The sequence below is a fragment of the Ruegeria sp. AL11 genome (genome assembly GCF_056540865.1).
The window spans coordinates 24,954-38,752 of sequence record NZ_JBQFXO010000018.1; the positions used below are offsets into that span (position 1 = coordinate 24,954).

At 57.0% G+C, this 13,799-nt stretch carries 15 protein-coding genes; 10 read left to right on the forward strand and 5 right to left on the reverse strand.

Translation table 11 applies throughout. The features are described 5' to 3' along the window. The first annotated feature begins 93 nt into the window (after positions 1–93). Positions 94–534, forward strand: a complete 441-nt coding sequence (gene hpaR / locus ACR0IP_RS22185) for a homoprotocatechuate degradation operon regulator HpaR (RefSeq protein WP_480528019.1) — start codon at positions 94–96, stop codon at positions 532–534. Between the two features lie 36 nt (positions 535–570). Here hpaR and ACR0IP_RS22190 read toward each other — a convergent pair whose 3' ends face one another. Together ACR0IP_RS22190 and ACR0IP_RS22195 are read right to left on the reverse strand one after the other, a co-directional pair. Then, complete coding sequence (locus ACR0IP_RS22190; RefSeq protein WP_480528021.1) at positions 571–1,923, reverse strand: aminotransferase class III-fold pyridoxal phosphate-dependent enzyme; 1,353 nt, start codon at positions 1,921–1,923, stop codon at positions 571–573. 32 nt (positions 1,924–1,955) lie between these two features. Next, complete coding sequence (locus ACR0IP_RS22195) at positions 1,956–2,735, reverse strand: IclR family transcriptional regulator (RefSeq protein ID WP_170639115.1); 780 nt, start codon at positions 2,733–2,735, stop codon at positions 1,956–1,958. A 108-nt stretch (positions 2,736–2,843) separates the two neighbouring features. On the opposite strand from ACR0IP_RS22195, the gene ACR0IP_RS22200 reads away from it, so the two are divergent. From ACR0IP_RS22200 to ACR0IP_RS22230, 7 genes are all read left to right on the forward strand, one after another. Beyond that, positions 2,844–3,773 (forward strand): tripartite tricarboxylate transporter substrate binding protein, encoded by a 930-nt coding sequence (locus tag ACR0IP_RS22200; protein ID WP_170639116.1) that lies wholly within the window; start codon positions 2,844–2,846, stop codon positions 3,771–3,773. A gap of 63 nt (positions 3,774–3,836) precedes the next feature. Beyond that, positions 3,837–4,373, forward strand: a complete 537-nt coding sequence (locus tag ACR0IP_RS22205; protein WP_170470521.1) for a tripartite tricarboxylate transporter TctB family protein — start codon at positions 3,837–3,839, stop codon at positions 4,371–4,373. A 9-nt stretch (positions 4,374–4,382) separates the two neighbouring features. After that, positions 4,383–5,915, forward strand: a complete 1,533-nt coding sequence (locus ACR0IP_RS22210) for a tripartite tricarboxylate transporter permease (protein WP_480528023.1) — start codon at positions 4,383–4,385, stop codon at positions 5,913–5,915. 7 nt (positions 5,916–5,922) lie between these two features. Beyond that, a complete protein-coding gene (locus ACR0IP_RS22215) occupies positions 5,923–7,407 on the forward strand; it encodes an aldehyde dehydrogenase (protein ID WP_480528025.1) in 1,485 nt (494 codons plus the stop codon). Between the two features lie 15 nt (positions 7,408–7,422). After that, positions 7,423–8,718 (forward strand): aspartate aminotransferase family protein, encoded by a 1,296-nt coding sequence (locus tag ACR0IP_RS22220; RefSeq protein ID WP_480528027.1) that lies wholly within the window; start codon positions 7,423–7,425, stop codon positions 8,716–8,718. Beyond that, entirely contained in the window at positions 8,715–9,647 is a 933-nt protein-coding gene (locus ACR0IP_RS22225; protein WP_480528029.1) for a phosphotransferase enzyme family protein, read from the forward strand. Before ACR0IP_RS22220 ends, ACR0IP_RS22225 begins: the two co-directional genes overlap by 4 nt. 22 nt (positions 9,648–9,669) lie before the next feature. Continuing rightward, positions 9,670–10,905: a Tm-1-like ATP-binding domain-containing protein gene (locus ACR0IP_RS22230; protein WP_480528031.1), complete on the forward strand. Its 1,236-nt coding sequence runs from the start codon at positions 9,670–9,672 to the stop codon at positions 10,903–10,905. Between the two features lie 356 nt (positions 10,906–11,261). Here ACR0IP_RS22230 and ACR0IP_RS22235 read toward each other — a convergent pair whose 3' ends face one another. After that, positions 11,262–11,819 carry a VOC family protein gene (locus ACR0IP_RS22235; protein ID WP_170380922.1) on the reverse strand — a complete coding sequence of 186 codons (558 nt, stop codon included), beginning with the start codon at positions 11,817–11,819 and terminating at the stop codon, positions 11,262–11,264. 122 nt (positions 11,820–11,941) lie between these two features. On the opposite strand from ACR0IP_RS22235, the gene ACR0IP_RS22240 reads away from it, so the two are divergent. Beyond that, positions 11,942–12,397: a MarR family transcriptional regulator gene (locus tag ACR0IP_RS22240; RefSeq protein WP_170380924.1), complete on the forward strand. Its 456-nt coding sequence runs from the start codon at positions 11,942–11,944 to the stop codon at positions 12,395–12,397. On the opposite strand, the gene maiA is transcribed toward ACR0IP_RS22240, so the two are convergent. Then, a complete protein-coding gene (gene maiA, locus ACR0IP_RS22245) occupies positions 12,394–13,011 on the reverse strand; it encodes a maleylacetoacetate isomerase (protein WP_480528033.1) in 618 nt (205 codons plus the stop codon). The genes ACR0IP_RS22240 and maiA overlap by 4 nt on opposite strands. Beyond that, positions 13,012–13,449 carry a MarR family winged helix-turn-helix transcriptional regulator gene (locus ACR0IP_RS22250; protein ID WP_170380928.1) on the reverse strand — a complete coding sequence of 146 codons (438 nt, stop codon included), beginning with the start codon at positions 13,447–13,449 and terminating at the stop codon, positions 13,012–13,014. A gap of 136 nt (positions 13,450–13,585) precedes the next feature. Between ACR0IP_RS22250 and ACR0IP_RS22255 the strand changes: the two genes are divergently transcribed. Further along, positions 13,586–13,799: homogentisate 1,2-dioxygenase (locus ACR0IP_RS22255; RefSeq protein ID WP_480528035.1), on the forward strand; the 214-nt coding region annotated here is incomplete at its 3' end.

Sequence of the window (13,799 nt, forward strand, 5' to 3'; positions counted from 1 at the left end):
ATTGGTTAACATGTTTACTTTTTTGCAATCTCGCTGTCAAGAACTTGCCTTGTTAATCTTTGCAATTTCGAAATTGGCGATTTAGAAGGCCGCATGACCACACAAAGCCATACAAAAAGCACCACCCGATCCCTTCCGATTGCGCTGTTGCGCGCACGGGAAACCGTCATGGCACCGATCCGGGATATGCTTCATGACATTCAGCTCACCGAACAGAAGTGGCGCATCCTGAGGGTTTTGGACGAGCTGGGCGAGGTTGAGCAAAGCGCAATTGCCCACGAGGCCTGCCTGCTGCTGCCCAGCCTCACCCGCATTCTGCGCACAATGGAGACCGATGGCCAGATCACCCGTCGCCAAGACAAACAAGACAAGCGCCGCACCATGGTTCGGATCACCGATGCCGGCCGCGCGGTATTGGAAGACAACCTTGCCACATCGCTGGCGATCTCAAACAATATCGAAGCGCAGATGGGCCGCGAGAAGCTGAACCAACTGCTGGACCTGCTTGAAGAGTTGCAGGCGGTTAAAGTCTGACCCCGCCCGGGACGGGCGAGGTCAGGTGAGCGGTGATTAAAGAGTCGCCAGACCGGTATCCAGCGCCGATAGGATCTTGGCCACGTCCTCTGATGTTATGATCAGCGGCGGAGACAGGATGATATTGTTGCCGGACACACGCACCATCACACCGTCTTCATAGGCCGCTTTCTGAACCTGCAGCGGCAGGTGTTTCGCGATGGGTGCCTTGGTCGAGCGATCCGAGACCAGTTCCAGCGCACACATCAGCCCCTCGCCGCCGCGCACATCTCCGATCACGTCGTATTTCTCGGCCAGTTTTTGCAAACCGGCAAACAGCTCATCCCCGCGCGCGGCAGCGTTTTCCCAGACGCGCAAGCGCTTGATCTCGGACAGCGCGGCGAGCGCTGCTGCTGCCCCAACCGGGTGACCGGAATAGGTATAGCCCTGATCCACCGACGCCTTGCCGGTCGTGTCACCTTCAAAAACCTCGGCAACAGCACCCGAAATCATCGCCGCCCCGAACGGGAAGTAACCATTGGTAATGGCTTTGGCCGTCGTCATGATGTCGGGCTGCACCCCCCAGTGCCGTACGCCGCTTTCGCTGCCGGTACGCCCAAAAGCGGTGATGATCTCGTCCGAGATCAGCAGAATACCGTGTTTTGAGCAAACCTCACGCACCATCGGCATGAAACTCTTATGCGGCGGGATTACGCCCCCTGCCCCAAGGACCGGTTCCATGATGAAAGCCGCAACCGTGTTCGCGCCCTGGAATGCAATCTCGGCCTCAAGCGCTTTGACGCAAAGCTGCGCCAAACGCTCAGGGTCGGTCTCGTCGAACGGGTTGCGATAGGTCCATGGCGCGGGCACATGGAAACAGCCCGGCATCATCGGCTCATAAGCCGCGCGGAACTTCTGATTGCCATTGACCGAAGCGGCGGCGAAATGGGTGCCGTGATAGCCCTGTTTCAAGCTGATGAATTTTGTGCGCCCGGCTTCGCCTCGCACCTTGTGGTACTGCCGCGCCATTTTCAGCGCGATCTCAACCGAATCTGAGCCGCCCGAGGTAAAGAAAGCGCGGGTCAGGCCGTCGGGTTCAAAAAACTGCGCCAATTCATAAGACAGCTCGATTGCCTTGTCGTTGCTTGTGCCACGGAAGGTCGAATAGTAGGGCAGCGCATTCAGCTGATCGGCGATGGCCTGCTTTACCGGCTCGCAGGAATAGCCCAGATTGACGTTCCAAAGCCCGCCGACCGCATCGAGCGCCTTGTGACCATCGACATCGACAATACTGACGCCCTCACCACCGTTCAGAATCGTGGGCGGATTCTTCTGACTATCGGCGGGATGCGCCATCGGGTGCCAGAAGTAACGCGCGTTGTTTTCTTTGAGAAAGTTCGAGTCTTTCATTTCTCAGGTCTCCGGGTTTTGCGTCCACCCGCTTACGGATGGAATTCGGTTGGAAAAGTGTCGGGAAGCTGACCGCCGAAACTTGCGGTCAGGTCAGTTGAGAGGGCGTGCAGGGCGGTCAGGATTTCCGGCAGCCGGTCGTCTCCGGCGCGGCCTTCGGGAACGGCAATCGCAATGGTTCCCAGCGCCACTTGATCAATGCCGAAGATGGGCGCCGCATAGCCATAGACGCCATCTTCATAGCTTCCACTGCTATTCGCCCAACCGGCCTGGCTGATTGCCGCGACCCGCTCTTTGATCTTGGCCGGGTCGGTCAGCGTGGCGACCGTGTATCGTACTTGTTCTTTCTGACCGATACGGTCCAGCAAGAAGGATGGCCCAAAGCTGAGCATACAAAGACCGGATGCTGTCGCATTGATCGGAAGAATCTCGCTGGGGTCGAGGCTGACGCGCACGCTGTGACGGTTCGTTTCGACCACCAGCGCTGTTTGAAGCCACTCTTTTTCAAGCAGCGAAAGATGCAGGCTTTCACCAACGTCCTGCATCGCGATGTGCATTCTCTGACGGGCACTCTCGATGCCGGGACGGGCGATCTGGCGCAACGCGGCCAGGCGCAAAGCAGCAGGTCCGACCGCATAGGATTTGGTCATGGGGTTCTGCTCGATCAACCCGTATTCCTCAAGCGCCCGCAGGTGGCGCAGCGCCGTAGCTTTGTTCAATCCAGACAGGCGCGCAAACTGACTCAACCCAATTTCTGGCCGAGCGTTTGAAAAGTAGTTGAGCATTTTCAGGGCGTTCAGGGCAGTACCCATGCGATTCACATCCTCCTGTTAAGGTAATACTTGACAGAACAAGCTTAACAAAGCAACATTATTATTGTTAACGCGGATCAAATAATGAACCACTGACGGGAGGTGTCAATGAAGAAAGTTCTAACAGCCGCCGCTTTTGTAGCTTCTGCGACGGCCGCACTAGCCGAGTATCCAGAGAAACCGGTTTCCTTTGTCGTTCCGTGGCCTCCGGGTGACTTGGAAGACGTTCTCACACGGATGATCGCCGACGAGTTTCAGGCCATGTATGGTGTTCCTGCCGCTGTCGTGAACAAGCCCGGTGGCGGCGGTGGTCCGTTCCCCGGAGCGGTGGAAGTTGCGACCGCTCCGGCAGATGGCTACACCATTGGCTCGTTCGTCATAGGCGTGCCGGTCATTGGCCCGGACATTGGCATTCCCGAGCTCAACCCCAACCCGTTCGAACCGATTGGCATTTTTCTGACCTATCCCTTCGTCATTGCCTCCAGCAAGGATGCCCCCTTCTCGACATGGGAAGAACTGGTGGAACATGGCAAAGAAAACGATGTCGCGCTCGGTCACTTCGGCTCGGTTCTGCCGCCCACACAAGTCACCTTCGCCGCCGCAGTCAGCAGTGGCTTTGACTTCGCCAGTGAAGCCGCCTTCGACGCGCTGGACTGCAACACACTGGCTTCGGGCGACGTAGACGTTATCAACACGACGCTTCAACTTGTTCTTCCCTGTCTGGACCAAGTGAATGTTCTGGCCAGCATCGGTGGCGAACGGATCTCATTGGTCCCGGAAACGCCCACGGTTACCGAGTTGCACCCAGAACTGCCATTGGCGCTGTGGAATGGTCTGTTCGTCCACAAGGACACTCCGGCTGAAGCACGCGAAAAGATCACTGCGGCTGCACAGAAAGCGCTGGAATCTGACAAGGCCAAGCAACTTGCCGAAGAAACCGGAGCCCTGATCTACTGGCAGGATCCGGATGCCTCGAATGCACAGATCGAACAGGACAAAGCCTCGTTCTCTAAAATCGAAGAGATTCTAGGCGAATAACGCGAAACTGGCCCGGCGTATTGCAATACTGTCGGGCCTTTTTCTATCCAGCAGGAGGCCATAATGATCGCAAAGACATTGCAAGACATGTTCAAACGATACCGTCGACCCGGGGATGTTGTTTTTGCTTTGGCCTTCCTGGTGTTTTCGGTTTTTCTGCTGAGCCAACTGGGCACGCAGACCGAGGTTGTCAAACGCACCAAGTGGTTTGCGCAACCGAGCTTCTGGCCAATGGTCTCGCTCTGGGCAATGGCCGCCTTTGCTTTTCTGCACTGGCTTAGCTCCGCGATGTCAGACCGCATTCCGGGTCGCTGGCCCGAAGTCGCGTTCTGGCTGCGGTCCCTTGAATACGTCGCCTATTTTCTGATCTATGTCGCCGTTGTCCCGCTTCTTGGATACCTGCCTTCGACCGTTCTGTTCGCGGTATTCCTTGCAGTCCGAACCGGGTTCCGAAGCGCTGGGGCAATTGGCCTTGCGGCGGCTTTCGGTGTGGCGGTTACCATTATTTTCCGAGCCTTCCTGCAAGTGAAAATCCCGGCCGGTGCCGCCTATGAATACCTGCCCGATTCCGTGCGCGCCTTTGCGCTGACTTATCTCTGAGGTTCGCAAATGGAAACGCTTCTGTCCGGTCTTTCGATCCTGACTCAATGGCAGGTGATCGTCGCCCTTCTGATTGGCTCGATCGGTGGGGTCATCATTGGCGCGCTGCCCGGTGTTGGCGCTGCGGTTGCCATCGCCATCCTTTTGCCTGCCACCTTCGCGTTTGAACCCATTGTCGGCCTGACGCTGTTATTGGGGATCTATGGCTCATCCATGTACGGAGGCGCCATCCCCGCCATTTTGATCAACACGCCTGGTACGGCGGTGAACGCGTTGACTACCTATGACGGCTATCCCATGACCAAACGCGGTCAGGGGCATCGTGCTCTGTCACTGGCCTATTCCGCATCGTTCTTCGGCGGTGTCTTTGCCATCATCTGCCTGATGATCCTGTCACCGGTTCTGGCGTTGATCGCACCGCATTTCGGCAGCCGAGAGATATTCCTGGCCGCTCTTCTGGGGATCATTCTGGTGATCCTCGCCCACCGCGGCCAGATTTTTGCCGCCGGTATGTTGGCCGCTTTCGGGATTTTCCTGAACACTGTCGGGCTTGAGCCCGTGAAATACACCCGCCGCTTTACCTTTGAACAAAGCTGGCTGGCTTCGGGAGTCGATCTGATTGTGGTCGTTCTGGGCCTGTTTGCCATCAGTCAGGCCCTGCTCTTGCTGCTTGAAAAGAACCACGCCCCGGGCGAAACGCATGTCAGTGGCAACATCTTCGCCGGCCTCAAGGAACTGCTGGGCATCAAGCGCGTCGCAACAGTGTCCTCTAGCATCGGCGTTTTAATGGGCATGGTGCCGGGCACGGGTGAGTTCACATCGCAATTTCTGTCCTACACCTATGCACAGAAAACCTCGAAAGACCCCGACAAATTTGGCGATGGCTCGCCAGAAGGGCTGGTCGCGTCTGAAGCCGCCAACAATGCAGTGCCTGGCGCGGCCATGATCCCACTGCTGGCACTGGGCATTCCGGGCGAAGCGCTGACCGCAATGATGCTGTCGGTGTTCTACGTGCATAATGTCATCCCCGGCCCACAGCTGTTTGAGAACCAGATGGATTTTGTGATGGCGCTCTATATGGCGCTGATCCTGCTGAACGTCATCGTTCTGGTTTTCCTACTGTTCTCGACTAACCTGCTGCTGAAGATCATCCAGATCCCCACACGGTTTCTGGGCATTATGATCCTGATCCTCGCCTTCGTCGGCGTCTACAGCCTGCGCAACTCGATCACCGACTGCGCCATTGCGGCTGGGTTTGGTGTGTTCGGCCTGATCCTCAAACGGCTGGACCTGCCGATTGTGCCGATCATCCTGGGTATGGTTCTGGGCGGGATCATGGAGGTCAAGCTGCGCAGCGCCATGGCACGGGTCAAATCACCGCTCGATTTCGTCGACCGCCCGATTGCGGCGATCCTAACGGCGCTGATCGTTCTGATCCTGCTGCTGCATTTCCGAACGTTGTACTACGAGTTCCGCAACAAGCTGAAACCCGAGCCGACCGCGCAACCAGTCGACTCCGATCACCCCAATCAGCAAGGGTAACTCTGCCATGAACCAGTCCGATATTGACGCCCTTCGCTCTCAGATTCTGTCCCCCCGATCTCACTTCATCGGCGGGCGCTGGGTCGCCGCTTCGGAAGGTGGACATCGGGAGGTGCTATCGCCTGTCGATGGCGCAGTATTGACCCAAATTGCCGAAGGCACTCCGGCAGATATGGAGGCCGCGATTAGCACTGCGCGGGCTGCGTTCGAGGATGGCCGCTGGTCGCGCCGCTCCCCTGCCGAGCGCAAGAAGGTCCTGCTGAAGCTGGCCGACCTGATCGAAAAACACGCGCTTGAACTGGCGGTTCTGGGTGTGCGCGACAACGGCACCGAGATCACAATGGCCATGAAGGCCGAGCCTATGTCAGCAGCCGGGACATTCCGCTATTACGCCGAGGCGATCGACAAGGTCTACGGTCAGATCGCCCCAACGGCAGAAAACGTACTGGGCTTGATCCATCACGCACCGGTTGGCGTCGTCGGAGCGATTGTGCCGTGGAACATGCCGCTGATGATCGGCAGCTGGAAACTGGCCCCTGCGCTGGCTACCGGCAACTCGGTCGTGTTGAAACCCGCTGAAAGCGCATCCTTGTCGCTGCTGAAACTGGCTGAACTGGCCGCCGAGGCCGGAGTGCCCGACGGCGTTTTGAACGTCGTCACCGGGTCAGGCCGGGTTGTGGGCGAAACGCTGGCGCTGTCGATGGATGTGGACATCATGGTGTTCACAGGCTCGGGGGCCACAGGCCGACGACTGTTGGAGTATTCGGCGCGTTCGAACATGAAACGCTGCTATCTGGAACTGGGCGGCAAATCCCCCAACATCGTCTTCAACGACGCCCCGGACCTGAGCGAGGCCGCCAAAGTGTCCGCAGGTGGAATCTTCCGCAACGCAGGTCAGATCTGTATCGCAGGATCACGCTTGTTGGTCCAAGAGGACATCCACGACGATTTTGTTGCCGAACTCGTCAAACATGCCGAAGCGATGCGGGTCGGCAATCCGCTCGATCTGGACACACAAATCGGCGCAATTCATTCACTGCCAGAGCTGGAATCCAATCTGGACTTTGTCACCAAGGCCGAGGCCGAAGGCGCCGAGCGTCGCACTGGTGGCGGGCGCATCCTTGAGGAAACCGGTGGTTACTATATGGCCCCGACTGTAATGACCGGGGTCAAATCCACTGACAATCTGTTCCAGAACGAGGTGTTTGGCCCGGTTCTGGCCGTGACCCCCTTTAAGGACGAGGACGAAGCGATCAGTTTGGCCAATGACTCGGTTTATGGCCTCTCCTCGGGTGTGTGGACATCCAACCTGAGTCGCGCGCATCGCATGATCGCTGGCATCCGTGCTGGCGTCGTGCATGTGAACACCTATGGCGGCTCTGACTTGACCGTGCCGCTGGGTGGTGTGCGCCAGTCGGGCAATGGGCACGACAAATCCCTGCATGCGTTCGAGAAATATCTCGACCTTAAAACCGCCTGGATAAAACTCTGACCAAAGGTCTTCTGAATGACACTTCCTGCGAAATCCGCCGAGCTTGTTGAACGCCGGACCAAGCTGCTGGGCCCGAATGTCTCGACCTTTTATGACGAGCCGCTTCATATCGTGAAGGGCGAAGGGGTCTGGCTTTGGGATGCAGATGGGCGCAAATACCTGGATTGCTACAACAACGTCCCGCATGTCGGCCATTGCAACCCCCGCGTGGCCGAGGCGATCTGCCGCCAGGCGTCAACGCTCAACACCCATACTCGTTATTTGCACGACGGCATTCTTGACTATGTTGAGAAGCTAACGGGCACGATGGATGCCTCGCTAGACACCGCCATCCTGACCTGCACCGGGTCCGAGGCCAATGACATCGCCCTGCGCATGGCCGAAGGCATGACCGGCAAACGCGGTATCATTGCTACGGATGCAACCTATCACGGCAACACTTCTCTGGTCAGTCAGTTGAGCAAATCGAACGTGCCGACCGTTGGCTTTGGTCTGGATCAGTATTTCCGGTTTGTGGAGGCACCAGATAGCTATCGCAACCCGGACCCGGACGGCAGCAAGTTTGCCGATGCTGTGGCCGAACAGATTGCTGAGCATGAAAAATCCGGCATCGGCTTTGCCGCTTTGGTCCTCTGCCCCTATTTCCTGAACGAAGGCTTCCCCGACCATCCCAACGGCTGGCTGAAACCCGTGGCCGAAGTGGTGCGCAAGGCCGGTGGCCTACTGATATGTGATGAGGTGCAATCGGGCTTTGGCCGCACAGGCACCCATATGTGGGCGCATCAGAAGATGGGCGTGGTACCGGACATCATGACCATGGGCAAACCCATGGCCAACGGTCATCCGGTGGGCGGTGTCGTAACGCGCAACGAAATCCTTGCCACGTTCCGCAAGGGCTATCGGTACTTCAACACGTTCGGTGGCAACCCGGTGTCCTGCGCCGCGGCCATGGCGGTATTGGAAGAGATTGAGGACAAAAACCTTGTCATCAACGCCAAATCCGTGGGCGATCACGCCCGCGCGCGCATGACAGCTTTGCAGCAGAAGTACGAGTTCATCGGCGATGTGCGCGGCTCGGGCTTGATCTTTGGGGCCGAGATGGTGCTGGATCGTCAAACCAAGGAACCGGCCAGCGAATTCACCGATCGGGTCATCAACGCGATGCGGCACCGGGGGGTCATCCATTCAAAACTCGGCCGCCATAAGAACACGCTCAAGATCCGTCCACCGATGCCGTTCTCAAAAGAGAATGCCGATCTGCTGTTTGACACATTGGACGAGGTTTTGGCCGAAACCCCGCTGACCCTATGACCCCGGTTGTCGAGCAAGCCCTGACCATTTGGGGCATGGACGGTGCTAAATGGTCGCTGGTCGCGGCCCGCGAAAACCATGTCTACCGGGTTCAGATCGGCGCGAAAAGCTATGCCCTGCGCCTGCACCGCAAAGGCTTGCATTCGGATACCGCCTTGAGGTCCGAGCTGCAGTGGATCGCCGAGCTGGGCGCAAAGAGCGTCGGTGTACCCACACCGGTACCGGCCACGGATGGCCGCTACCTACAACTGCTGGACGGGATCCAGGTCGATATGCTTGACTGGTTGCCCGGTCGCCCGCTGGGATCGACCGAAACCGGGATCGACCATAGTGATCGTACCGGGCTGTTTCGGGCCCTCGGGCATGAGATGGCGAAGCTGCACGAAGTCAGCGATGCCTGGACGCGTCCCGATGACTTTGAGCGCTGGTCCTGGGACCGCGCGGGACTTCTGGGCGATGCCCCATTGTGGGATCGGTTCTGGGAAAACCCCACGCTTTCTGGCGAGGATCGTGCCCTGTTCACTGCGTTCCGCGAGAAAGCTAACAATCACTTGCTGCAGATCGAAAACCAACTGGACTACGGCCTGATCCACGCCGATCTGGTACGTGAAAACGTGATGGTCCGAGGCGACAAGCTCTGGCTGATTGATTTCGACGATGCCGGGTTCGGGCTCCGTCTGTTCGATATCGCCACGACACTGCTGAAAAACCTGCGCGAGCCGGACTACGAAGCCCTGCAAGCGGCCCTGCTAGAGGGATACTGGTCGGAACGTGCGCTAGACACCGAGCATCTTGATCTGTTCATGGCCCTGCGCGCGGTGACCTACGTCGGTTGGATTTCATCCCGCATGGGCGAAGATGGATCAGAGGCACGAAACATGCGGTTCAAAGATACCGCCCGCGAGTTGCTGACGCGCTACCTCGGATAAACCGCACGCACAGGAGGAAACCATGACCAATAAAACGATCCTGCTGATTGGAACATACGACACCAAAGACCCCGAGATGCGGTTCATCGAAGACGCCGTAAGGGCGCAGGGAGCAGATGTGCTGACAATGGACGTGTCCGTTCTTGGCGATCCTGAAACACCGACCGATATCTCGAAACATGACGTCGCAGCTGCGGAAGGCAGAACCATCGACGAGGTGATTGCGCTGGGGGATGAGAACCGGGCCTTTCGCGTCATGTCCTCCGGGGCTGCCAAGGTAGTGGCAAAAGCCTATGCCGAAGGCCGCTTTGACGGGATGCTGGCCACTGGAGGAACTATGGGCACCGACCTTGCGCTGGATTGTGCACAGGCCCTGCCCATGGGTGTCCCGAAATACATCGTTTCAACAGTCAGTTTCTCACCGCTAATCCCCCCACATCGGTTGGCCCCGGACATACAGATGATCCTGTGGGCCGGTGGGTTGTACGGTATGAACTCGATCTGCAGGTCTTCGTTGGCACAGGCCGCGGGGGCCGTGGTCGGTGCTGCCAAAGCCGCCATCGCGCCGGATCGGAGCAAACCGCTGATTGGAATGACCAGCCTTGGATCGTCCTGCCTGCGTTACATGAAAACCCTTAAACCAGCGCTGGAAGAGCGCGGTTTTGAGGTTGCTGTATTCCACTCGACAGGCATGGGTGGCATGGCCTTTGAAAAACTGGCCGCCGAGAAGGCCTTTGTCTGCGTGATGGATTTCTGCATGCAGGAGTTTGGCAATCTGCTGGCCGGTTCCGTGGTTTCAAGCGGAGAGGATCGCGTTACCAATGCCGGGCGCGTTGGCACGCCGCAGATGGTTGCACCGGGCGCTCTGGACCTGCTGGATTTCGCGGGCTGGCAAGAGATCCCGGACCAATATGCAGATCGCCCGTTTCACGAACATAACCGCCTGATCAAAAGCTCGGTCTTCAATGGCGAGGAACGCCGCGCCTGGATCAGGGAACTTGCAAACCGGCTGGAAGCAGCAACCGGGCCGGTTCATTTCTTTCTGCCGGTGCAAGGCGTTGAAGCATGGGACAAGGAAGGCGAAGAGGCACATGACCCCGCAGCCCTTGCTGACATGGTCGACGAAGCCCGAAAGGCCATGCCCGGTCGGGTGCCGTTGACCGAGCTGGACGCCCATATCAACGACGCCGCATTTTGCAATGCCGTTCTGGCCAAGTTTGACGAGTGGGTTGAAAACGGGATTGTCAGCCGTGGCTAGCCGGCTTCCCACTGAGTGCCAGAGTGTTCGTGAAGCTAATCGCACATGGCTTCGAGGGTAAACAAGTTGCTCCACAAGGGAGTTTCCACCGCCACTTAAACCACACTTTTTCGCAGAAGGCGGCTAAGATATAACGCCCGGACAAGCGGGCGTAGCAGACAGCCCGAGAAACGACCGAAACCGTGTTGTTGTCGTCCAGCACAACAACTGTGATCCCTTGCGCGGCAAGATCCAGCGCGGCGGTCAATCCAACCGGCCCGCCCCGACGATCACGACTGGATGGCGAACCGTCTGGCCGGATTTCAGTTCGTCTGACTGCACATAAGGAAATTCGGGAAAATCGTAGGTGTTCAGCATCACTTTTTCCCCAACTCTTTGGCATGAAGCCAGTCCGCATGCTGAGGTGCCTTCTTGGTACGCGACCACTCTTCGAGCATATCCCACTTCACCGCATCCAGCCGTTTGATCATTTCCCCTTCCTCTGGGTCAGGACAGGCCAATTCCACGCGATGGCCATTGGGATCAAAGAAATAGATCGAATGGAATATCGAGTGATCGGTGACGCCAAGCACGTCGATACCGTTGGCTTCAAGGTGGTCCTTAAATCCGATCAGCGTATCACGGTCTTTGACCTTGAACGCGATGTGCTGGACCCATTTCGGGGTATTCGGGTCACGCCCCATTTCAGGCTTGGTCGGTAGTTCAAAGAACGCCAGCACGTTTCCGTTTCCCGCATCCAGAAACAGGTGCATGTAGGGATCAAGTTCATGCGTCGAAGGAACATGATCTTCGGCGATAGCCAGAACAAACTCCATATTCAGCATCTTGGTGTAGAACTCGACGGTTTCCTTCGCGTCTTTGCAGCGATATGCGACGTGATGAATTTGGTCGAGCTTGAGATTCTGAGCGTTCATTGAAACCCCCTCCGATTTCGCTGCATATGCAATGATTATCCGAGCCCACCTTGAAGTAATTTGATCTAAATCAAATCGTTGCACTTGCAACGACTTATAATGCTTGAAGAAGAGGCGATCCTATGAACCTTGAGACTTATTTCCCTTATCAGCTTGCATCGACCGCCGAAGCGTTTTCTCGCCAGCTTGTTCAGGTCTATGGTCGAACCTACGGCCTCTCGCGAGAGGAATGGCGTCTGCTGTTTCTATTGGCCAGCGCGGGGCAGTCGAACTCGCTCCAACTGGCGCAGCGCACCACGTTGGACAAAGTTCAGGTAAGCCGAGCTGCGACCCGGTTAGAGAACAAGGGCCTGATTGGCCGCGCCGTCGCGGACAGTGACCGGCGGCTGCGCCAATACTCCTGTACCGAGGCTGGGAAGTCCCTATTCAACGAAGTTTTTCCAGCCGTGCAGAACTGTGCTGACTCGATTTTGGAACGCATGAGCGATGAGGACATAGACAAGCTTAAGGATGGACTTCGCGCCCTTGAAAAGGCTGTGGCTGACTATGGGCAGAGTCAGGTGAACGAAAACAGTTAACGCGGACTGTTATCCGGATGGGCCATTTGAAAGGCCGGGATCTGATCCAAGCTGTCCTTGATCCGAGAAATCTTGGGCAGGTGTGCCAATTCAACACCCCACCTTTGCGCATTGTAAAGCTGAGGCATCAGGCAAACATCGGCAAGCGTTATACGGTCACCGTAGGAAAACGGACCGCCCTGCACCATGCCTTCGTAAGCCGCCAGACCTTCGCCGATAAAATGCTGCATCCAGCCTTCGTTCGAAATCTGGTTCCCTGAGTGTTCGACGGCCCATTTCACTACTCGAAGGTTACAAACCGGATGGATATCCATTGCCACAGCATAAGACAAGGCACGCACCTCGGCGCGATCCACAGGATCCGAGAGCAAAAGGCCAAGGCCTCTTGTTTCGTCAATATACTCGATCTGCGCTAGCGACTGGGTGAACCTATTCCCGTCTATCTCCAACACCGGCACCAGACCCTGAGGGTTTCTCATCAGATGCGCGTCGGACTGCTGCTCAGCTTCCAGCAGGTTCACGATGACGGTTTCCCAGCTTTCCCCAGCAAGGCCCAGAGCGATCCTCACACGATAGCTGGCTGAAGAGCGCCAATAGTCATAAAGCTTAATCATTCATTCTTCCGACAGGAGATCGAGGGCGGCATTCAGCGCTTCCTCAGACTCACCAAGTTTGGTTTCCAGGCTGGATTGAAACGACAGTGCAATAGGAACCAATTGGCTGAGAAGATCCGCGCCTTTTTCCGTAAGGTCGAGTTTGACAAGTCGTCTGTCGGCAGGATCCTCAACCTTAGTGATCAGTCCGCGGGATTCGAGCCGTGCGGCCGCCCGACTGACCTTTGACTTCTCTAGACTGACCCGCTTTTCGATGTCCCGAACTGACGGGTTTTCGGCGTATCCAACGTTCACAAGGACGCGCCATTCCGGGTTCGAAACGCCAAACTCATGTTTATACTGCTGCGCCATTTCTGCGCTCAGTCTCGCGGCCAGCACCGTAAGCCGGTATGGCAAGAACCCTTCCAAATCGAACTCGGGCAAGTTTTTGGTGCTCATACAGCGATTTCCTTTCGGCGTTATTGAATTCAGATTTTCATTGCATCTGCAACAAAAATATTGACAACGTTGCAAATGCAACAAATATTTACTGCGAACCCAAAGTCTTGCCGAATCGAGTGAGCAGGAGATCCAGATGAATGTGCTCGTTGAACATAGCGGATTGACCGTTGCTGAAGATGGGAACACCATTTCAAAGGGTTACATGCCTGGCTTCGGCAATGACTTTGAGACCGAGGCGCTGCCTGGCGCGTTGCCGCAGGGCATGAACAGCCCGCAGCGCTGCAACTATGGCCTCTATGGCGAACAGCTCAGCGGCACGGCCTTCACCGCGAATCCACCCGAGCGGA